Genomic DNA, 20,647 nt, shown 5'->3' with positions numbered 1-20,647 from the left:
GATAACGATTAATGCGCGATAGGCTGCGCGCCGTGCGCTTCGCGGACGTGCTTGTACTTGAACAGCGCGATAAACGCGAAGAACAGCACCAGCGAATATGCTGCGAAGATGAGCCACACTGGCTGCCAGTTGGTGATGCCGTTAGTGGTATACATCTCAACCACTTTACCGCTCACCACACCGCCCAGAATACAGCCGAAGCCGTTGGTCATCATCAGGAACATGCCCTGCGCACTGGCGCGGATTTCGGGCTTCACCTCTTTTTCCACAAACACCGAACCGGAGATGTTGAAGAAGTCGAAGGCACAGCCGTAAACAATCATCGACAGAACCAGCAGCACGGTACCGAACGGGCTTGGGTCGCCATAGGCGAACAGACCGAAGCGCAACATCCACGCCGCGATACTGATAAGCATCACGTTCTTGATGCCGTAGCGGCTCAGGAAGAACGGGATGGTCAGGATGAACAGCGTCTCAGAGATCTGAGAGATGGACATCATCACTGACGCATGTTCAACGATAAAGCTGCCAGAGAACAGCGGGTTGTTATCGAAGCTGTGCAGGAAGGTGTTGCCAAACATGTTGGTGATCTGCAGCTCAGCTCCCAGCAGCATGGAGAAGATAAAGAAGATCGCCATGCGTTTGTTTTTGAACAGCGCGAACGCGTCCAGGCCGAGCATGGTACTCCAGCTCTGGTTTTTCTGCTGGTTTGAGACCGGAATATGCGGCAGCGTCAGGGTGAAGATCGCCAGCACCACGGAGAGCGCTGCACCGATATAGAGCTGCATATGGCTCAGTTCGAAGCCTGCGAAGCTCACGCCCCACATCGCCATAATAAAGCCGATGGTGCCCCAGATACGGATTGGCGGGAAATCGGTCACGATATCCATATCATTGGATTTCAGGCGGTAGTAGGAGATGGTGTTGATCAGCCCAAGCGTTGGCATGTAGGCCAGCGAGTTAAGCAGGATCACCATGAACATCGCCCCCGGCGTGGTTACCTGGGCTGCCATAAACAGCGTCCCCGCGCCTACCAGATGGCAAAGCATGTACAGCCATTTCGCACTTAACCACTTATCCGCCACGATACCCAGCAGCGTTGGCATGAAAACAGCCGCAATACCGAGCGAGCTGTATACGGCACCGATTGACGCGCCATCGAACTTGAGCGTCACAAACATATAGGAGCCGAGCGTAGTCAGCCAGCTACCCCACAGGCAGAACTGCAGAAACGACAATATTTTAAGCTGCAGCTTAAGGTTCATGTTACTTTCCTCACAAGTGAGCGGGAGATATGTTGTTTTGGGAACATTCAGGGTTGTTATTTGATGCAATTCTATCAGTTGGCAACGATATGTTTTGTTACCTCCCGCAAAAAAATGCAATCCACATTAATTTGCAGTTTGGATTGTGATGCAAATAACATTTTCGTATGGGTGGGGGAAACAGAACACCTTCTCCGTTTAGGAGAAGGTGTGTTGATCAACGGCGGCGGTAGTTTTTCTGTGCCGTATTCACCTTATACAGATAGCGGCGGGATTCCGCAGACGGGTGGCGAGTGGTGAGGGTTGAGTAGACATCCCCCGGCGCCATGCTGTTGATGATGTTTGCGGCTTGAACCTTGTCATTCGAGAACACGCGCAACACGCTGCCCGCACCACCGTTATACGCAGTAATCACCGCATAACGACGTGACGTCGGGTTATCAATTCCGCCCAGGTACACATTGTTGAGCATGGCCAGGTAAGCCGTACCGGTATCAATGTTGCTCTGTGGGTCGAACAGATAACCGCGGCTTGGTGTGCCGGATTTCCCCTGAGCACGGAAGACATCTTTACCGGCGCTGTGTTGCACAACCTGCATCAGCCCCAGAGCATCGGAACGACTTACCGCGTATGGGTTAAAAGAAGATTCCGTTTGCATGATCGCCAGGATCAGCGACTCATCCACACCATATTTACGTGAGGCCTGACGCACCATTCCCAGGTACTTATGCGCACGCTTGTCGAGGTGGTTCGGGACGAGGTTGATGGTGATGCTGTAGATAATCTTCAGGCCGTTTGAGCGGCTTTTCAGACGGGTCTGCAGCAGATAGTCAGCAAATTTTGTGGCGCGACCTTCCCAGCGGATTGGCTGTCCGGTCTGATCGACCACCTGACCGTACAGGAACGGCTCTTTCGAGATCGTAATATCGTCGGCATCGGAGTAGAGATCGATAGAGCCTGGATCGTCACCCATCAGCAGGGTTTTGATAATTGCCTGCCTTAACCGTGCCGCCGGATCCGTACCTGCGATGGTCTCTATCGTGATCGTACCTTCATCAAAGTTGATGTGGCTACGGGTCAGATAAGCGTCGGTGTACTTAACGTAGTCCTTAGGTCCGGCAATAAGAACTTCGTTAAATCCCCATATATTCTCGATGTTGTGGGCAAACTGCCCCATCAAAATGTCAAAACCGTTGGTGTCCTTGATCCAGGCTTCGTTGTATTCTTCGCCTTTTTTTGACGAACACGAGACAAGCAACGGCGCAACAAGGGCTAGCGCTAAAAGTTTTTTCATCATTCCGGGAGTGCGTGTTGTGTTTGCTTTAACGGCGGGGGCATCCCCGCGCGCTGTTATTTTTCCGGCGGCGTATAGCCTTCGATGTGTACGTCTTTGCCTTCAAACAGGAAGCTCACCATCTCCTGCTCCAGCAGCTTGCGGTGTTCCGGGTTCATCATGCTGAGTTTTTTCTCGTTGATCAGCATGGTCTGTTTTTTCTGCCACTGTCCCCAGGCTTCTTTGGAGATTTCGTTATAAATGCGCTTACCCAGATCGCCCGGATAAAGCTGGAAGTCCTGGCCTTCAGCGTCACGCTGCAGGAAAGTACAAAAAATCGTTCTGGCCATACTCATTCCTCTTTTTTAGCCGATGCTAAACCATTGCACCGGCACGTAATTGCTGTAACAGGCGCTCCACGGGAGCCGCCAGCCCGACTGATGGCGGTTGCGCTAAGTTATACCAGAGAGCAGTGCCTTCATCCATGCATGAGGTGAATGAGGACACGGGAAGCCACATCGGAACAATATCCAGATGGAAATGGCTAAAGGTGTGGCGAAACGCGGTCAGTTGCGTCAGATTATCGGCAGCAATCCCGCGCTTTTTAAGCCATTCGCGCAGCAAATCTTCATCTTCAAACTGTGGGAAACAGTACAGACCACCCCACAAACCGCTCGGTGGACGCTGGGCGAGGAAGACTTCGTCGCCGTGTTGCATCAACAACATATAGCCCGTGCGCTCCGGCAGCGTCTGCTTAGGTTTCTTGCCCGGATACTGCGCCCATGAATGGTTGGCATACGCCACGCAGAGATTATTGACCGGGCAGAGTTCGCATTTCGGTTTCGAGCGCGTGCAGACCATTGCGCCGAGATCCATCATCGCCTGGTTAAAACGCTCAACGCCTTTGGCTGGGGTCACGTCTTCACTGATCTCCCAGAGCCGTTTTTCAACGTCTTTCTTCCCTGGCCAGCCATCGACGGCATAGCAGCGTGCCAGTACGCGTTTTACGTTGCCGTCGAGGATCGGGAAATGTTTGCCGAGTGACAACGAGAGAATGGCACCTGCGGTTGAACGTCCGACGCCAGGCAAATCTGCCACCTCGTCGAAGGTTTCCGGGAATTGTCCGTTGTGGCGCGTCGCGACCTGCTGTGCGGCCTTGTGAAGGTTGCGTGCGCGGGCGTAATAGCCAAGCCCCGTCCACAGGTGTAGCACTTCGTCCAGCGGCGCATTGGCCAGATCGGTCACTGTCGGGAAACGCGCCATAAAACGCTCAAAATAAGGAATCACCGTGGCGACCTGCGTTTGTTGCAACATCACCTCGGAGAGCCATACTTTGTAAGGCGTTTTTTCAATTTGCCAGGGCAGGGTTTTACGCCCGTATTTGTCGTACCAGTCCAGCACCTGGGCTGAAAATTGAGAGGCTTGCATGGTCATCGATTCGCATAATCAGGGACGCAGATTGCAGCACAGCGTCAATCTGCTGTAAACCGGATCTTTCCCATGCTTGCATAGAAGCCTTAACTTTGGATAATGCCCGTTTCCCGAACATTCTCACAAGCAGACAACTCTTTTATGAAAAACGACGTCATTTCACCGGAATTTGATGAAAACGGTCGCCCGCTGCGCCGTATTCGCAGCTTTGTCCGCCGTCAGGGTCGCCTGACTAAAGGGCAGCAACATGCGCTGGACAACTACTGGCCGGTGATGGGCGTTGAGTTCACAGAACAGCCTGTCGATTTTGCCGAGCTGTTTGGCCGCGAAGCGCCTGTGACGCTTGAGATTGGTTTTGGTATGGGGACCTCGCTGGTGGCCATGGCCAAAGCCCGCCCTGAGCAGAACTTCCTCGGCATTGAAGTACACTCGCCTGGCGTAGGTGCATGCCTGGCAACGGCTCATGAAGAGGGCGTTGAGAACCTGCGCGTGATGTGTCACGACGCGGTGGAAGTGCTGCACAAAATGATTCCTGACAATTCTTTGAACATGGTTCAGCTCTTTTTCCCTGACCCATGGCACAAAGCACGTCATAATAAACGCCGTATCGTTCAGGCTCCGTTTGCAGAGCTGCTGAAAAGTAAGTTAAAACTGGGCGGTGTCTTCCACATGGCGACCGACTGGGAACCTTATGCGGAACATATGCTGGAAGTAATGTCTTCGCTGGACGGGTATAAAAACCAGTCTGAAAGCAATGACTATGTACCGCGTCCGGATTCGCGTCCGGTAACGAAATTTGAACAGCGTGGCCATCGTCTTGGCCACGGTGTATGGGACTTAATGTTCGAGAGGGTGAAATAATGGCAAAGAATCGTAGCCGTCGTCTGCGTAAAAAAATGCACATCGAAGAATTCCAGGAAGTGGGTTTCTCCGTTGCGTGGCGTTTCCCGGAAGGCACCAGTGTAGAACAGATCGATCAGGACGTAGATGCGTTCATCAATGACGTGATCGAACCTAACAAACTGGCCTTCGACGGTAGCGGCTACCTGGCATGGGAAGGTCTGATCTGCACCCAGGAAGTGGGTAAATGCACCGAAGAACATCAGGCTCTGGTACGCAAATGGCTTGAGGACCACAAACTGGAAGATGTCCGCGTCAGCGAACTTTTCGACGTTTGGTGGGACTAATTAAGAAGTCAAGGGCCAGCATTAGCTGGCCCATTTTGTCTGAGGGAGTGTTTAAGATGCGCAAAACGTTGCTGGCTGTTGCTTTGATGGCAACCGGATTCACCGCCCATGCGGATTACAAATGTAGCGTCACCCCGCGTGATGACGTGGTGTTAAGCCCGCAAACCGTTCAGGTCAAAGGCGAAAATGGCGATCTGGTGATTACGCCGGATGGTAACGTGACGTTTAATGGCAAGGTGTACAACCTGACTGCCGCGCAGCGTGAGCAGGCGAAAGACTACCAGTCCGATTTGCGTACCGCGCTTCCGTGGATTGACCAGGGCGCTCTGACACGCGTTGAGAAAAGTCGCGTTGCGCTGGACAAGATCATTACCAAAGAAGTGGGTGAGAGCAGTAATATGCGCTCCCGCCTGACAAAGCTCGATAAACAGCTGAAAGAGCAAATGAACCGTATTATTGAGCATCGCACCGATGGCCTGACGTTCCACTACAAAGCGATTGATCAGGTCCGTGCTGACGGGCAGCAACTGGTGAACCAGGCGATGGGCGGCATTCTGCAGGACAGTATCAACGAGATGGGTGCTAAAGCGGTGCTGAAGGGCGGCGGTAACCCGCTTCAGGGCGTGCTGGGCAGTCTGGGCGGCCTGCAGACCTCAATTCAGAACGAGTGGAAGAACCAGGAAGATGATTTCCAGCAGTTCGGCAAAGACGTGTGTAAACGCGTGGTGTCGCTGGAAGATAGTCGGAAGGCGCTGGTGGGGACGTTGAAGTAGGATCTCTGCGCGCTGGGCCCCTCACCCCGGCCCTCTCCCACAGGGAGAGGGAGTAAGAGTTCCCTCTCCCTGTGGGAGAGGGTTAGGGTGAGGGCATCAGGCATTGCAGTCGTTGAAGAATGATATTTAACACTTCTTCTTCGTTAACGCGAAATTCATTATTCCAGAACCGCGCAACCTCCCATCCGTTAGTTTTCAAATACGCAGTCCGTCGCTGATCGTAGGCCTCTTGGTTCTGATGCTGTCCACCGTCCAGCTCGATAATCAGCTTTGCCTTAAAACAGGCAAAATCCACGATATACGCGCCAATCGGCATCTGGCGGCGAAACTTATATCCAAAGAAACGACGACCTCGAAGCAAATACCAGAGGCGTAATTCTTCGGGCGTCATTTGTTTACGCAGTTGTTTTGATTTTTCCACCCCCACACTCTGCCAGCCTTTCCCTCAGCTGGCAGAACGGGATGCAAAATCCTGAATCAGCCTTCAGGGATCTTCAGCGAGGAACAGCTCAAGAAGAGAGTTTAAGAACAGTTTGCCGTGCTCAGTGATTTGCCAGTATTCATCACACTCGGTCAGATACCCCTGCGCCAGCGCTTCGTCAATCTGCGGACGAATCACCGCTTCCGGCAGGCCGGTGTAGAGTTCGAACTCTTTACGTGGCGCGGCTTCCAGCAGACGGAAGCGGTTCATAAAGAACTCAAACGGCTTATCCGCCGCCTCGACGTCATGCTGACGCTCCAGGTAGCGGCCTTCCATATACCCACGCGGGTGGCGAGTCTTGGCCGTGCGCAGAATACGCCCGTCCGGGAACGTCACTTTACCGTGAGCGCCGCAGCCAATCCCCAGGTAATCACCGAAACGCCAGTAGTTCAGGTTGTGCTGACACTGGTAGCCCGGCTTCGCGTACGCGGACGTTTCATACTGCTGGTAGCCCGCAGCGGTCAGAAGCTGATGGCCCTGCTCGAAGATATCCCACAGCGCGTCGTCATCCGGCAGTACCGGCGGGCGGGAACCAAACAGCGTGTTCGGCTCAATGGTGAGCTGGTACCACGACAGGTGCGGTGGGTTCAGCTCAATCGCCTGGCGTAAATCGTCCAGCGCCTCGTCCAGCGACTGGTCCGGCAGGCCGTGCATCAAATCAAGGTTAAAGCTGCGCAGGCCCAGGCCTGTCGCCAGCTTTGCCGCACGCTTCGCCTCTTCCGGGCCGTGAATGCGCCCCAGACGTTTTAACTTCGGTTCGCTAAAGCTCTGCACGCCGATGGAGATACGGTTAACGCCCGCACGTTGATAATCGACAAAACGGTCAGCCTCAACAGTGCCGGGGTTGGCTTCCATCGTGATTTCAGCATCAGCTGCCAGGTTCAGGCGAGCACGCACGCCGTCCAGCAGCGTTTGCATCGCCGGACCTGACAGCAGGCTCGGTGTACCGCCACCAATAAAAATGGTCTTAACTTCACGTCCCTGTGCGTAAGGTACATCGGTATCCAGGTCGGCCAGCAGATGTGCAACGTAGTCATCGTGCGGCACTTCACCTTTCAGCGCGTGCGAGTTGAAATCGCAGTACGGACATTTCTGCACGCACCACGGGATGTGAATATAAAGACTCAGAGGTGGCAAATTAGCCATTACGTAACGCTTCCAGTAACAGTTTCAGTGCGCGTCCACGGTGGGATATCGCGCTTTTCTCTTCACGGGTCAGTTCCGCCGCGGTTTTACCCTCAGACGGGACAAAGAAAATCGGGTCATAACCAAAGCCGCCATTGCCTGCTGCTTCACGGGTAATCACACCCGGCCAGCTACCGTGGCAGACGATGGGGGTTGGGTCTTCCGCATGACGCATATACACCAGCACACAGTGGAACTGCGCGGTACGCTGTTCGGCAGGCACATCTTTCAGTGCAACAAGCAGCTTTTCCAGATTCTGCTGGTCGGTTGCATCTACGCCAGAATAGCGCGCGGAGTAGATCCCCGGCGCGCCACCGAGAAAATCCACGGCAAGACCGGAATCATCGGCAATTGCGGGCAGGCCCGTTATCTGCGAGGCATGGCGCGCTTTCAGGATCGCGTTTTCGATAAACGTCAGGCCTGTCTCTTCGGCGGAATCAACACCGAGTTCGGTCTGGGCAACCACATCCAGCCCAAAATCATTTAATAGCGAGGCCAGCTCGCGTACTTTACCGGCATTACCGGTCGCGAGAACAACTTTCTGCATGGTTTAGTCCTGTTCTGTCAGAGCCGCGACTTCCGTCGGGATAGATTGCGGGTTGAGGATTTTTACCTGTTTATGCCGCCCAAGTTCGCCTTTTTCGATGATGACCTGGCTTTTCGCCACGCGAAACTGTTTTGCCAGATATTTGGTCAAATGCGCGTTCGCCTGGCCGTCAACGGGTGGGGCAGTGATGGCGACTTTTAACTCGTCGCCATGCAGTCCAACAATACTGTCGCGGCTGGCTTTCGGCTGAATATACAGCCGCAAAACCAGCCCGTCAGCGCAGGTGCTTACTGCGCTCATAGCGCCATCCACAGCCCCGGCAGCAGCATATCGCCCGTGGACTGTAACAGCTCTGCGATGCCCATGTTGATCACGTAGAGCAGCAGAACCAGGATCATTGGGGAAAAATCGATGCCGCCCATAGACGGAAGCAGGTTACGGATCGGGCGCAGCAGAGGTTCTGCCAGTTGCATCAGCGCGTACTCCACCGGGCTACGACCCTGGCTCACCCAGCTCATGATTGCCATGACCAGCAGCACCCAGAAGATCAGCAGACCGACGGTTTTAATCAGAATCAATACCGCTGCAATCCAGATAATCGGCTGGAAGGTGATGACCATAAACAGCACAATCGCTTTGATAATGCTCAGAATAAACGCCACCAGCACAGAAGCGCTGTCGATGGGACCCATTGCCGGGATAATACGACGCAGCGGTCCGACAACAGGCTGCGTGATTTTCACGACAAACTGCGAGAATGGGTTGTAAAAATCAACACGGGCCCACTGCATCCAGACGCGCAGCAAAAGCGCCATCGTATACAGCTCAATGACCGTTGAGAGCAGGAAAGTCAACGTCTTCATGGCGTTCCTCAGGTTTCCTTATTATTTTGAGTAGTCGCGCGCACCGAAAATTGCCGTACCGATGCGCACCATAGTGCTGCCTGCCGCGATGGCGGCTTCCATATCATCCGACATGCCCAGAGAAAGCGTGTCTACCGTTTGATAGCGCGATTTAAGCGACTCAAATGCTACAGCCATTTGCTGTGCCACGGCAAACTGCCTTTCATAACTTGACTCAGGCGCCGGTATTGCCATCAGCCCACGCAGGGTTAAACGCGGCAATGCGGCGACTTCAGCCGCCAGCGCATCCAGTTCGTCCAGAGTAATGCCGGACTTGCTGTTTTCGTCACTGATGTTGACCTGAATCAGCACATTAAGAGCGGGCATTTCAGCCGGACGCTGCTCGTTCAGGCGGGTAGCGATGCGCAGACGGTCTATGGTATGACACCAGTCGAAGTGTTCCGCGACCAGTCGGCTTTTGTTTGACTGCAGTGGCCCAATAAAGTGCCATTGCAGATCCGTAACCCCCTGTTCCTGGAAGTCGCGAATTTTATCCACGCCTTCCTGCACATAGTTTTCGCCAAACGCCCGCTGGCCAGCATCAATTGCTTCTGCGATGGCGCTCGCAGGCTTAGTTTTGCTGACTGCAAGTAACGTAATTTCTTCTGAAGCACGGCCGCAACGTGTTGCTGCAGCTGAGATTTTGTCCCGGACCTGTGCCAGGTTATGCGCAATGTCGTTCATTTTCCGAGGAGTAGTCTATGGATGTGGAAGAAATTGTGGCCCTTAGTGTAAAGCATAACGTCTCCGATCTACACCTGTGCAGTGATTCACCACCCCGATGGCGCAGATTAGGCCGTCTTGAACCGGCACCGTTTCCGCCCCCTGATGTCGAGTCATTGCTAAAAGCGTGGCTCAACGATGAGCAGCAAGGAGCCTGGTGGGCAAACGGGCAGGTGGATTTTGCCGTAACCATTGCCGGAGGCCAGCGTTTGCGCGGCAGTGCCTTTAAACAGATGAAGGGGGTCTCTGTGACGCTACGGTTGTTGCCGCGAAGCTGTCCGCAACTCTCTTCGCTGGGGGTACCACGGGCTGTGCCGGAACTGCTAACGAACGACAACGGATTGATTCTGGTCACGGGGGCAACCGGCAGCGGCAAATCCACCACGCTGGCGGCGATGGTCGATTTTCTCAACCGCAATACTGACGGCCATATCCTGACGCTCGAAGATCCGGTGGAGTTTATGTACCAGAGTGAACGCTGCCTGATACAGCAACGAGAAATTGGCCAGCACAGTCCGTCATTCGCCGAGGCGCTACGTAGCGCGTTACGCGAGGATCCTGACATTATTCTGCTGGGGGAACTGCGCGACAGCGAAACGATCCGCCTGGCGCTGACGGCGGCTGAAACCGGGCATCTGGTGCTGGCAACATTGCATACGCGCGGTGCATCCCAGGCGATTGAACGGCTGGTCGATACGTTCCCGGCTCAGGAAAAAGATCCGGTGCGTAATCAACTGGCCAGCAGCCTGCGGGCGGTGCTGGCGCAAAAGCTACTCCCCGATCTACAGGGCGGTCGCGTGGCGCTGTATGAGCTACTGGTGAATACCGCTGCCGCGGCGAATCTCATTCGTGAAGGAAAAACATGGCAACTGCCCGGCATCATTCAAACCGGTCAACAAATGGGGATGCAGAACTTTGACCAGAGCCTGGCAGAGAGGCGGGCACAGGGGCGACTTCAGGCTCCCTGTGCTCAGTAGCCCTGTTCGAAATAGCTTTCGAGAATGATGACGGCAGAAGCAGAGTCTACGCTGCCTTTGTTGAGCGCCCGGAAACCCCCGTGCTCAAACAGACCCGCACGCGCTTCGACAGTGCTAAGACGCTCGTCGTGAAGCTTCACGGAGACGCCAAAGCGGCCATGGATTTTATTGGCAAACTTCCGCGCTCTGGCGGTCAGTGGCTGCTCTGTACCATCCATATTCAGCGGTAGTCCAACGATAACATCATCCGGCTGCCACTCTTTGAGCAGACGCTCAATCAGATTCCAGTCAGGCGTGCCGTCGTTGGCCTTCAGAGCCGTTAGCGGACGGGCAGTACCCGTGATGCGCTGACCCACGGCGACACCGATGCTTTTCGTACCAAAATCGAAAGCCAGAAGTGTTCCGCTCATCAGGCGTGCCCCGCTACGCCAGGCATGGTCAGAATATCAATGCCAATCAGTTTCGCCGCCTCACGCCAGCGATCGGCGATAGGGGTTTTAAACAGGATATTCATGTCCGCAGGTGCCGTAAGCCAGGCGTTATCGAGAAGCTCTTGCTCAAGCTGACCTTTTTCCCATGACGAGTAGCCCAGCGCCACCAGTACTTCAGAAGGCTGCTCTGCAGTTCCCAGCGTTTCGAGCACGTCGCGTGAGGTTGTGATGACGGTATTATCAGAGATTCGAATACTGGAAGAGAACTCAGGCGGCGTGTGCAGGATAAAACCACGATCTTCTGCAAGCGGTCCGCCCAGCATCACCGGTTTATCAAGCCGGATTTCCGGCAGGCGGGCTTCAGCCGAAATTTTCAGCTTTTCCAGAATCCCCTCAACCTGGAGGTTTTCCAGCGGTTTGTTGATGATGATACCCATCGCACCGTCTTCGTTGTATTCGCAAATATAAACCACGGCGCGGCGAAAAATCGGATCCTGGAGAGCAGGCATGGCAATAAGAAAGTGATGCTGTAAATTCATTGTCAGAGGTACTGTTTCCTGGTTTAAAAAGCGACAGCACCCAGTATGCGGACAAACTGTGGGGCTGTCACTAATAGTATTAGTAAGTTATTTCTGGATACGTTTCTCGATCGCGTCCATCAGCATTCCGGTAATCGAAATCGGGAATTCCGCTTCGATTTCACGAATGCAGGTCGGGCTGGTAACGTTCACTTCGGTCAGGCGGTCGCCAATGATATCCAGACCCACAAAAATCAGACCTTTGGCTTTAAGCGTCGGGCCGACACGGCGGGCAATTTCCCAGTCGCTTTCTGTCAACGGACGCGGCTCGCCGCGGCCACCTGCCGCCAGGTTGCCACGGGTTTCTCCACCCTGCGGAATACGTGCAAGGCAGTAAGGAACCGGTTCGCCATCCACGACCAGAACACGTTTATCCCCATCTTTAATGGCCGGAAGGTAGTTCTGTGCCATGCAGTAACGGGTGCCGAGTTCAGTCAGTGTTTCAGCAATCACACCAATATTCGGGTCGCTTTCTTTCACGCGGAAGATTGACGCACCACCCATCCCATCCAGCGGTTTCATGATGATATCGCCGTGCTTCTGCCAGAATTCCTTCAGCTGCGCCTTGCTGCGGGTCACCAGGGTTTCCGGCGTCAGGTCAGAGAACCAGGCGGTGTAGAGCTTCTCGTTACAGTCGCGCAGGCTCTGCGGTTTGTTGACGATCAGAGTGCCTTTCTCTTCGGCACGCTCAAGAATGTAGGTGCAGTAGATGTATTCGGTGTCGAACGGCGGATCTTTACGCATCAGGATGACGTTCAGATCGGCAAGCGCAATATCCTGCTCGGTGCCGAATTCATACCATTTGTCGTAGTTCTGCTCGACGTTAACGATACGGGTGCGCGCGCGGGCTTCACCGTTGATCAGGTAAAGATCGTTCATCTCCATGTAGTGGAGTTCATAGCCACGACGCTGCGCTTCCAGCAGCATTGCGAAGCTGGAATCTTTCTTGATATTGATGTTTGCGATGGGGTCCATCACGATGCCGAGCTTGATCATGTTCTTCTCCGTTAATGCTTCAACCCAGATCGCCAAACCGTACCTGTAGCGCGGTAATGGCCGTGAGTGCCGTTGTCTCAGTGCGCAGAACGCGAGGTCCCAACAGAATATCAGTAAACTGGTAACGTGCCGTCATCGCAATTTCGTCGGCCGACAGGCCACCTTCCGGGCCAATCAACAGGCGTACGCGCTCAACGGGCAGCGGCAGCGTATTGATGCTGGCGCTGGCGCGCGGATGAAGATTGAGCTTCAGCCCACTGTCCTCTTCTGCACACCAGTCCTCCAGATCCATCGCCGGGCGGATCTCCGGAATACGGTTGCGGCCACTCTGTTCACAGGCCGCAATAGCGATTTTCTGCCACTGCTGGATCTTTTTGTTCAGACGTTCCGCATCCAGTTTAACGCCACAGCGCTCAGAAAAAAGTGGCGTAATGAGGCTTACACCCAGTTCAATCGATTTCTGGATGGTAAATTCCATCTTTTCACCGCGCGACATTACCTGGCCTAAATGAATATGCAGCGGCGATTCACGGTCATCCACTTCGCCACGCAGCACATTTACGTGGACACTTTTCTTATCCGCGCGTGTGATTTCGGCGTCGAAAACCTGATTAGAGCCGTCAAATAGCTGTATGGCCTGGCCAGCACCCATGCGCAGCACGCGGCCAACATGGTTGGCGGCTTCATCAGACAGTGCGATTTCGCGGCCTGCGGTAATCAGTTCAGGGTGGTAGATGCGAGGGATGCGCATAGTCAGAAATTCCATTAGTCATGCGATGTAAGCGAATTGCCGCTAGTGTAGGTTAGCTCTTTTGCGCCTGGCAAGCCCGCTGGACATAAGGGTTATGATTCCCCTGGACTTTAGCGATACGCTCATCACGCTGGCATTCCCACTCCGTTACCGGGTATTGCTTATCCCATGCATTGAACAGCAGGGTTTGCTGGCGTGAAAGGTTGAGGTCGTAACGGTCACGCATATAGAAGTAGGTGCGGGCGATACTGCCGCGCGCGCGGGCTGGGGGCTCGGCGACTTTCTCTTTGAAATCAACCTTCATACCGCACTGTCCGTACTGGCCTTCGCCACCGTTCCACTGGCTGTACATAAAATTGCCGCGGTCGCCGTTCACTTCACCCACGGCGGGTTGCAGGTTATGCATATCGCTTTCCATCTGGCGATAAACCGGGTCGCTGGCGCAGTTTTTACGTCCGCCATCCTGCCAGCACTGACGCTGGTGGCCAAACTGCCATGCCGGCACCACATGTTCCCATTCGATGCGGCTGGCGCGATTCTCGTTTTTACGCACTTTATAGCCGCAGGACTCCAGGTCAACGATCCCTTTTTTACCCTGCCAGTTAATTTTACAGCCGCAGTAGAAATCGCCTGGCACGTCAGCGTTGACCTTTACACCGGCCGCTTTAGCCTGAGAGAAACTGTTGATACCATCGGCCAGCACATGGCCTGAGAATGCCGTCGCCAGAAAAGCGACCGCGAGAGAGAAATTACGGGACATCTTACACTCCGTGTCAAAACGAGCCCGCAACGTAACGAATGTTGTTCCTGTATGCAATCAGTCAGATCAGGAAAGTTCCTGAAAGTTCAGCTGATTATTCCGCGATCAGCGGCTCGCCGCATTTGACGCAGCGGTAGGTTGCCTCGCCGCGCACCACGCGATTGTGACGGCGAACGGTGAGCTGATGCTGCTGACACTGGCAGCGGTAAGGGAAGGTATTGCGGCGTACTGATTCCAGCTCGAACTGATGGGTTCTGCGAGCCGGAACACCGAGCACGGCTTCCATCATCCATTTCCACTCTTTTCCGTGGGGCGCGACGCGGCCAAATTGTTTCCACACCAGAAGATGGGCCAGCTCGTGCGGAACCACTTCCTCGATAAACGCCTGCTGGTTTTCCATCATTAACACCGGGTTAAGGTGGATCTCGTAAGACTCCAGCCACGCTGTGCCCGCTGCGGTTCCACGCTGCTGGTAGACGAGTTTGGGTTCAGGATAATTGCGGCCGAGCTTCAGGTTCGCCTGGGCGAGTTTTTCCCGCAGGCTGCGCATAACGGCTTGCTGGATGGCAATGGGGAGACGGGGTGCTTTCATAGGGGCAGAGCATAAAACGCGAAGCGGGGAGGTGCAAGGGGCGCCTCCCCGTGAGGGGATTAGTCGTGGGCGCCGATTTCGCGCAGCGGACGACCTTTCATCAGGTTACGTTCTATATGTTCCAGCGAAACGTGTTTGGTTTCTGGAACCAGCCAGATAGTCAGAACAATAAAGAACAGGTTCAGACCGGAGTAAATCCAGAATGTGTTGGCATTCCCCAGACTGTTGAGCATTGTCAGGAAGGTTGCGCCGACAATCATGTTTGCCACCCAGTTGGTCGCAGTTGAGCAGGTGATACCAAAATCACGCCCTTTCAGTGGCTGAATTTCGGAGCACAGCACCCAGATCAGCGGGCCGGCACTCATCGCAAACCCGACGATAAACATCAGCAGCATACCTACCGCGAAGTACTGGGCTGTTGGTGAGTGAATACCCACATGCATCATTGTACCGAGGACGCCCATACCGGCCGCCATCACCAGGAAGCCCAGCGTCAGCGTTGGCTTACGTCCCCAGCGATCAACCAGGCCGATGGCGATAAAGGTCGCCAGCACGTTGGTCAGACCCACGATGACGGTACCCCACATCTGCTCGGTGGTGTTGGTGTAACCCGCCAGTTCAAAGATTTTTGGCGCGTAGTACATGATGACGTTCATCCCGGTGAACTGCTGCATCACTTGCAATAACACGCCCAGGAATACGGCGCGACGGAAGTTACTGTTCTCTTTAAACAGCGCCCAGCCGGACTGTTTCACCTTCAGGCTTTCGCGGATCTCTTCCAGCTCGTTTTTCGCTTCTGCGCTGGTATCACGCAGGCGCAGCAGCACGCGTTCTGCATCAACGAAGCGGCGTTTGGCGGCAAACCAGCGCGGGCTGTCCGGCAGGAAGAAAACACCAATCAGCAACAGAATTGCCGGGATGATGATCACGCCGAGCATCCAGCGCCATGCGCCGCTGTAGCTAAATGCGGTATCGGAAAGGTAGGCCCCCAAAATACCGATGGTGATCATCAGCTGGTACATGGAAATCATACTGCCACGGATTTTCTCAGGGGCGATTTCTGACAGGTAAAGCGGGGCGGTATAAGAGGCAACGCCCACGGCGAGACCCAGCAGCACGCGGGAGACCAACAGCACCTCTACGTTTGGCGCCGCCGCCGAGAACAGTGAACCGGCCACAAACAGAATAGCGCCGATCATCAGGCTTTTTTTACGGCCCAGTTTGAACGAGAGCCAGCCGCTGCCAACCGCACCAACCGCTGCACCGAACATCATGGAGCTCACCACCCATTCCTGAGTGTGGGCACTTATTTGAAACTCATCGGTGATGAAGGGGAGCGCGCCGGCAATCACGCCGATATCCAGGCCAAAGAGTAATCCTGCCAGGGCTGCGAGGAAGCAGACGAAGAAAGTCATCGCCTTGTTGGACGTACGCCCCTGTTTTTTATTGTCAGGCATTATGCCCTCCAGTTGGGTTATCAGTTTTATTGATATTAAGGTTAGGTGAGCGACCCGCAAAAATATGTGAGATAAATCACAATGGTGTAATCGGTTACACTAGCTTGTAACCGTCAATAAAATTAACGCTTTGAAAATATAGAGGAAAATTTGGTGAGGTGCATCGCGAAAGACGACATTTCAGACTTAACTGAAATGAGATGTAACAGCAGAAGAAAGGCGATCATGCAAAGAGATTTTTCTGAAATCGGGGCATATCCAGTGTGGTGTAATCGATACCATTATCTCTAAAATGCAAAAGGCCAGCACGAAGGCTGGCCTTTTAAACAACAACTGTCAGTCGATTATTTCAGACCGGCAGCTTCACGCAGCAGAGCGGCTTTGTCGGTTTTTTCCCATGGGAAATGTTCACGACCAAAGTGACCGTATGCCGCGGTTTCTTTGTAGATTGGGTGCAGCAGATCCAGCATCTGGATCAGGCCGTATGGACGCAGGTCGAAGAACTCGCGCACCAGCAGCGTCAGCTGTTCTGAAGGGACTTTCTCAGTACCGAAGGTTTCAACCATGATGGAGGTTGGTTCAGCGACGCCAATAGCGTAGGACACCTGAATCTCGCAACGATCGGCCAGACCTGCAGCAACGATGTTTTTCGCAACATAACGTGCAGCATACGCCGCAGAGCGGTCAACTTTTGATGGATCTTTACCAGAGAACGCACCGCCACCGTGACGCGCCATGCCGCCGTAGGTATCAACGATGATTTTACGACCGGTCAGACCGCAGTCACCCATTGGGCCGCCGATAACAAAGCGTCCGGTTGGGTTGATGAAGAATTTGGTTGCAGAGCTCAGCCATTCGGTCGGCAGAACCGGCTTGATGATCTCTTCCATCACTGCTTCTTGCAGGGATTTCTGATCGATATCTTCGGAATGCTGGGTAGACAGAACCACCGCGTCAATCCCGACGATTTTGCCGTCGTCATACTGGAAGGTCACCTGGCTTTTTGCATCCGGGCGCAGCCACGGCAGGGTGCCGTTTTTACGCACTTCAGCCTGACGCTGCACCAGACGGTGTGCGTAGGTCACAGGTGCTGGCATCAGCACGTCGGTTTCGTTGGTTGCATAGCCGAACATCAGGCCCTGGTCGCCCGCACCCTGTTCCAGTGGATCGGCGCGATCAACGCCTTGGTTGATGTCTGGAGACTGTTTACCAATTGCGCTCAGTACCGCACAGGAGTTGGCATCAAAGCCCATATCAGAATGCACATAGCCGATCTCACGCACCGTGTTACGGGTGATCTCTTCGATATCAACCCATGCGCTGGTGGTGATCTCACCGCCAACCAGAACCATGCCTGTTTTGACATAGGTTTCACACGCTACGCGCGCTTTAGGATCCTGGGTCAGGATCGCGTCCAGCACTGCATCGGAGATTTGGTCAGCAATTTTATCAGGATGTCCTTCTGATACGGACTCGGACGTAAACAGGTGTTTTGCCATGTTTTATTTCACCTAAGAGGAATTTGGTTAGCTCAAGCTGCTGTGTGGATTAGCCAAAGGAGATAATTCTACCAAGGCCTGCAGGTTTTTGACACTGGCAGTATGAGTGTTAATCAGTATAGATGGATTAACATCTGGACGTCTATTTTAGGTCACTTCTTCACCCGATTTCCAGTTTTTTTTGACTAACCTCTCACTCAGTTGAAATTACGGCTGGCAATAATTCCTGACGGCCCTGGCAACACGCACATTTATCTTTTGCTTTTTACCCCTGTTCTCGGTATAAAACGCGGCGCGCGGCTCATACAAAAAAGCGCTCGATGAACTCATCGTGTCGCCACTTCCAGCCGGGTTAAGCAGTGAACTTTTAGCTTTGGCTTGTGGTCCGTTTCAGCAGAGGCGGCCGTGGAGGTGATACGAGATAATGAACCATCGTTTTCCGCTAATTCAGCGCAGCCGTTCTGGCGCGCATTTGATTCCCGCAACCCGCATTTCTAGTCTGCAAACCTGCCGATGTTATACCCATCTCGGCGCTTCTCAGGATTCCAGGGCCGGTCACGCTTTGTGAAAACTGAACAAGGGCGCTCTTGTTAATACAAGAGTTTTCTCGTGGTTTCGCCGAACCTTGTCATACAGAGTTCGGATACGTGTTTTACAATGATATGAATAAGAAACCGGTCGCACGGTCTGGATTTCAGCATACTCTGCTGGGAAACGGAGCCGTTTATGGGTTGTTATCGCCGTATAACGCTGCGATAGTAGTCAACTGTTTTACACTTAATACAAAGAGTTGAGGTTCGCTATGTCTGACGACATGTCTTCTTTTTCGCCTTCGTCAGCGGGCGAACAGGGTGTACTACGTTCTATGCAGGAGGTTGCGATGAGCTCCCAGGAAGCCAGCAAGATGCTGCGCACTTACAATATTGCCTGGTGGGGCAATAACTACTACGACGTCAACGAACTGGGCCACATTAGCGTTTGCCCGGACCCTGACGTCCCTGAAGCGCGCGTGGATCTCGCCAAACTGGTGAAAGCCCGCGAAGCACAGGGCCAGCGTTTGCCTGCACTGTTCTGCTTCCCGCAGATCCTGCAACACCGCCTGCGTTCGATTAACGCCGCGTTCAAACGTGCGCGTGAATCCTACGGTTATAAAGGCGACTATTTCCTGGTTTACCCGATCAAGGTGAACCAGCACCGCCGCGTGATTGAATCGCTAATCCACTCCGGCGAACCGCTGGGCCTGGAAGCAGGTTCAAAAGCAGAACTGATGGCCGTGCTGGCGCATGCGGGCATGACCCGTTCGGTTATCGTCTGTAACGGCTATAAAGACCGTGAATATATTCGTCTGGCGCTGATTGGCGAAAAGATGGGTCATAAGGTCTATCTGGTTATCGAGAAGATGACCGAAATCGCTATTGTGCTGGAAGAAGCCGAGCGTCTGAACGTGATCCCACGCCTCGGTGTGCGTGCGCGTCTGGCCTCTCAGGGGTCTGGTAAATGGCAGTCCTCCGGCGGCGAAAAATCCAAGTTCGGCCTGGCGGCGAACCAGGTACTGCAACTGGTGGAGATCCTGCGCGAGCGCGGTCGTCTGGACAGCATTCAGCTGCTGCACTTCCACCTCGGTTCGCAGATGGCCAACATTCGCGACATCGCGACAGGCGTACGTGAGTCGGCGCGTTTCTACGTTGAGCTGCACAAGCTTGGCGTGAATATTCAGTGCTTCGACGTGGGCGGCGGCCTGGGTGTGGACTATGAAGGCACGCGTTCTCAGTCTGACTGCTCTGTGAACTACGGCCTGAACGAATATGCTAACAACATCATCTGGGCGATTGGCGATGCGTGTGAAGAACACGGTTTGCCTCATCCGACGGTGATCACTGAGTCCGGCCGTGCAGTAACCGCGCACCATACTGTGCTGGTGTCCAACATTATCGGCGTAGAGCGTAGCGAAATTTCCGAAGCCACACCGCCGCAGGATGATGCGCCTCGTTCCCTGCAAAATATGTGGGAAACCTGGCAGGAGATGCACGAACCTGGCACGCGCCGTTCCCTGCGCGAGTGGCTGCACGACAGCCAGATGGATCTGCACGATATTCACGTTGGCTACTCTTCAGGTAACTTTAGCCTGCAGGAGCGCGCGTGGGCCGAACAGCTCTATCTGAACATGTGTCATGAAGTGCAGAAACAGCTTGACCCGAGCAACCGCGCGCACCGTCCGATTATCGACGAGCTGCAGGAACGTATGGCGGACAAGATTTACGTCAACTTCTCCCTGTTCCAGTCGATGCCGGATGCATGGGGTATCGATCAGCTGTTCCCGGTTCTGCCGCTGGAAGGGTTGAACCATGCTCCGGAACGTCGAGCGGTGCTGCTCGACATCACCTGTGATTCCGACGGCGCTATCGACCACTACGTGGATGGCGATGGTATTGCGACCACCATGCCAATGCCGGAATACGACCCTGAGAACCCGCCAATGCTGGGCTTCTTCATGGTCGGGGCATACCAGGAGATCCTCGGCAACATGCACAACCTGTTCGGTGATACCGAAGCGGTTGACGTGTTTGTCTTCCCGGATGGCAGCGTGGAAGTGGAGCTGTCTGACGAAGGGGATACAGTGGCGGACATGCTGGAATACGTTCAGCTGGATCCGAAAACGTTGCTCACCCAGTTCCGCGACCAGGTGAAAAATACCGGTCTTGACGAAACATTGCAGCAGCAGTTCCTGGAAGAGTTTGAAGCGGGTCTGTACGGGTACACCTACCTGGAAGACGAGTAAGGTAAATCTCCCTTTCCCTATGGGAGAGGGGCGGGGTGAGGGCATCAGACCGCACAATGC

At 54.1% G+C, this 20,647-nt stretch carries 24 protein-coding genes; 6 read left to right on the top strand and 18 right to left on the bottom strand.

The features are described from left to right. Nucleotides 1–8: 8 nt before the first annotated feature. The 4 genes from ACLHV8_RS18530 to mutY all read right to left on the bottom strand — a co-directional run bounded on the left by ACLHV8_RS18530 (nucleotide 9) and on the right by mutY (nucleotide 3,966). Nucleotides 9–1,265, bottom strand: a complete 1,257-nt coding sequence (locus ACLHV8_RS18530) for a nucleoside permease (RefSeq protein WP_049004957.1) — start codon at nucleotides 1,263–1,265, stop codon at nucleotides 9–11. Nucleotides 1,266–1,482: 217 nt separating this feature from the next. Then, the gene (gene mltC, locus ACLHV8_RS18525) at nucleotides 1,483–2,559 is read right to left on the bottom strand and encodes a membrane-bound lytic murein transglycosylase MltC (RefSeq protein WP_208594583.1); all 1,077 of its coding nucleotides are present in this window, start codon (nucleotides 2,557–2,559) and stop codon (nucleotides 1,483–1,485) included. 56 nt (nucleotides 2,560–2,615) lie between these two features. Further along, the gene (locus ACLHV8_RS18520) at nucleotides 2,616–2,888 is read right to left on the bottom strand and encodes an oxidative damage protection protein (RefSeq protein WP_023309138.1); all 273 of its coding nucleotides are present in this window, start codon (nucleotides 2,886–2,888) and stop codon (nucleotides 2,616–2,618) included. Nucleotides 2,889–2,913: 25 nt separating this feature from the next. Beyond that, nucleotides 2,914–3,966, bottom strand: coding sequence for an A/G-specific adenine glycosylase (gene mutY, locus ACLHV8_RS18515; protein ID WP_176691075.1), 1,053 nt, complete (start codon nucleotides 3,964–3,966; stop codon nucleotides 2,914–2,916). A gap of 144 nt (nucleotides 3,967–4,110) precedes the next feature. On the opposite strand from mutY, the gene trmB reads away from it, so the two are divergent. The 3 genes from trmB to ACLHV8_RS18500 are packed head-to-tail and all read left to right on the top strand — an operon-like array spanning nucleotide 4,111 to nucleotide 5,929. Continuing rightward, entirely contained in the window at nucleotides 4,111–4,830 is a 720-nt protein-coding gene (gene trmB, locus ACLHV8_RS18510; protein WP_049004955.1) for a tRNA (guanosine(46)-N7)-methyltransferase TrmB, read from the top strand. Next, nucleotides 4,830–5,156, top strand: a complete 327-nt coding sequence (locus ACLHV8_RS18505; protein ID WP_014885198.1) for a YggL family protein — start codon at nucleotides 4,830–4,832, stop codon at nucleotides 5,154–5,156. Before trmB ends, ACLHV8_RS18505 begins: the two co-directional genes overlap by 1 nt. Nucleotides 5,157–5,212: 56 nt before the next feature. Beyond that, on the top strand, nucleotides 5,213–5,929 hold the full coding sequence (locus tag ACLHV8_RS18500; protein ID WP_028018389.1) for a DUF2884 domain-containing protein: 717 nt from the start codon (nucleotides 5,213–5,215) through the stop codon (nucleotides 5,927–5,929). Nucleotides 5,930–6,011: 82 nt separating this feature from the next. Here ACLHV8_RS18500 and ACLHV8_RS18495 read toward each other — a convergent pair whose 3' ends face one another. The 6 genes from ACLHV8_RS18495 to ACLHV8_RS18470 form a co-directional block, all read right to left on the bottom strand. Beyond that, nucleotides 6,012–6,350, bottom strand: coding sequence for an endonuclease domain-containing protein (locus ACLHV8_RS18495; RefSeq protein ID WP_208594584.1), 339 nt, complete (start codon nucleotides 6,348–6,350; stop codon nucleotides 6,012–6,014). Nucleotides 6,351–6,413: 63 nt separating this feature from the next. Then, nucleotides 6,414–7,556, bottom strand: coding sequence for a radical SAM family heme chaperone HemW (gene hemW, locus ACLHV8_RS18490; protein ID WP_128347278.1), 1,143 nt, complete (start codon nucleotides 7,554–7,556; stop codon nucleotides 6,414–6,416). After that, on the bottom strand, nucleotides 7,549–8,142 hold the full coding sequence (locus ACLHV8_RS18485) for an XTP/dITP diphosphatase (protein WP_028018386.1): 594 nt from the start codon (nucleotides 8,140–8,142) through the stop codon (nucleotides 7,549–7,551). Before ACLHV8_RS18485 ends, hemW begins: the two co-directional genes overlap by 8 nt. 3 nt (nucleotides 8,143–8,145) lie before the next feature. Further along, nucleotides 8,146–8,442, bottom strand: coding sequence for a DUF167 family protein YggU (yggU, locus tag ACLHV8_RS18480; RefSeq protein ID WP_014885193.1), 297 nt, complete (start codon nucleotides 8,440–8,442; stop codon nucleotides 8,146–8,148). Then, entirely contained in the window at nucleotides 8,439–9,005 is a 567-nt protein-coding gene (locus tag ACLHV8_RS18475) for a YggT family protein (protein ID WP_028018384.1), read from the bottom strand. Before ACLHV8_RS18475 ends, yggU begins: the two co-directional genes overlap by 4 nt. Nucleotides 9,006–9,026: 21 nt before the next feature. Further along, nucleotides 9,027–9,728, bottom strand: a complete 702-nt coding sequence (locus ACLHV8_RS18470; protein WP_049004953.1) for a YggS family pyridoxal phosphate-dependent enzyme — start codon at nucleotides 9,726–9,728, stop codon at nucleotides 9,027–9,029. 17 nt (nucleotides 9,729–9,745) lie between these two features. Between ACLHV8_RS18470 and ACLHV8_RS18465 the strand changes: the two genes are divergently transcribed. Next, the gene (locus ACLHV8_RS18465; protein ID WP_049004952.1) at nucleotides 9,746–10,744 is read left to right on the top strand and encodes a type IV pilus twitching motility protein PilT; all 999 of its coding nucleotides are present in this window, start codon (nucleotides 9,746–9,748) and stop codon (nucleotides 10,742–10,744) included. On the opposite strand, the gene ruvX is transcribed toward ACLHV8_RS18465, so the two are convergent. The 8 genes from ruvX to metK all read right to left on the bottom strand — a co-directional run bounded on the left by ruvX (nucleotide 10,738) and on the right by metK (nucleotide 17,808). Next, nucleotides 10,738–11,154 (bottom strand): Holliday junction resolvase RuvX, encoded by a 417-nt coding sequence (gene ruvX, locus ACLHV8_RS18460; protein ID WP_006811925.1) that lies wholly within the window; start codon nucleotides 11,152–11,154, stop codon nucleotides 10,738–10,740. The two genes, ACLHV8_RS18465 and ruvX, sit on opposite strands and share 7 nt — an antisense overlap. Beyond that, complete coding sequence (locus tag ACLHV8_RS18455) at nucleotides 11,154–11,714, bottom strand: YqgE/AlgH family protein (protein ID WP_028018381.1); 561 nt, start codon at nucleotides 11,712–11,714, stop codon at nucleotides 11,154–11,156. The genes ruvX and ACLHV8_RS18455 overlap by 1 nt, the downstream gene beginning before the upstream one ends. A gap of 87 nt (nucleotides 11,715–11,801) precedes the next feature. After that, nucleotides 11,802–12,749, bottom strand: a complete 948-nt coding sequence (gene gshB / locus ACLHV8_RS18450; protein ID WP_028018380.1) for a glutathione synthase — start codon at nucleotides 12,747–12,749, stop codon at nucleotides 11,802–11,804. Nucleotides 12,750–12,768: 19 nt separating this feature from the next. Further along, a complete protein-coding gene (rsmE, locus tag ACLHV8_RS18445) occupies nucleotides 12,769–13,500 on the bottom strand; it encodes a 16S rRNA (uracil(1498)-N(3))-methyltransferase (protein WP_028018379.1) in 732 nt (243 codons plus the stop codon). A gap of 52 nt (nucleotides 13,501–13,552) precedes the next feature. Continuing rightward, the gene (endA, locus tag ACLHV8_RS18440; protein WP_208594585.1) at nucleotides 13,553–14,260 is read right to left on the bottom strand and encodes a deoxyribonuclease I; all 708 of its coding nucleotides are present in this window, start codon (nucleotides 14,258–14,260) and stop codon (nucleotides 13,553–13,555) included. 94 nt (nucleotides 14,261–14,354) lie between these two features. Further along, complete coding sequence (locus ACLHV8_RS18435; RefSeq protein WP_208594586.1) at nucleotides 14,355–14,852, bottom strand: SprT family zinc-dependent metalloprotease; 498 nt, start codon at nucleotides 14,850–14,852, stop codon at nucleotides 14,355–14,357. A gap of 59 nt (nucleotides 14,853–14,911) precedes the next feature. Further along, nucleotides 14,912–16,309, bottom strand: coding sequence for a galactose/proton symporter (galP, locus tag ACLHV8_RS18430; RefSeq protein ID WP_028018377.1), 1,398 nt, complete (start codon nucleotides 16,307–16,309; stop codon nucleotides 14,912–14,914). 344 nt (nucleotides 16,310–16,653) lie between these two features. After that, the gene (metK, locus tag ACLHV8_RS18425; protein WP_028016974.1) at nucleotides 16,654–17,808 is read right to left on the bottom strand and encodes a methionine adenosyltransferase; all 1,155 of its coding nucleotides are present in this window, start codon (nucleotides 17,806–17,808) and stop codon (nucleotides 16,654–16,656) included. 662 nt (nucleotides 17,809–18,470) lie between these two features. On the opposite strand from metK, the gene yqgB reads away from it, so the two are divergent. Both yqgB and speA read left to right on the top strand, forming a co-directional pair. Then, nucleotides 18,471–18,602 (top strand): acid stress response protein YqgB, encoded by a 132-nt coding sequence (gene yqgB / locus ACLHV8_RS18420; RefSeq protein ID WP_127312443.1) that lies wholly within the window; start codon nucleotides 18,471–18,473, stop codon nucleotides 18,600–18,602. Between the two features lie 8 nt (nucleotides 18,603–18,610). After that, complete coding sequence (speA, locus tag ACLHV8_RS18415; RefSeq protein WP_028016973.1) at nucleotides 18,611–20,587, top strand: biosynthetic arginine decarboxylase; 1,977 nt, start codon at nucleotides 18,611–18,613, stop codon at nucleotides 20,585–20,587. Nucleotides 20,588–20,647 lie beyond the last annotated feature (60 nt).

Source organism: Enterobacter sp. CPE_E863 (assembly GCF_046521465.1).
Lineage (GTDB): Bacteria > Pseudomonadota > Gammaproteobacteria > Enterobacterales > Enterobacteriaceae > Enterobacter > Enterobacter adelaidei.
The sequence above is the reverse complement of the archived record's forward strand: the minus strand, read 5'-3'. Positions and strand labels throughout refer to the sequence as shown.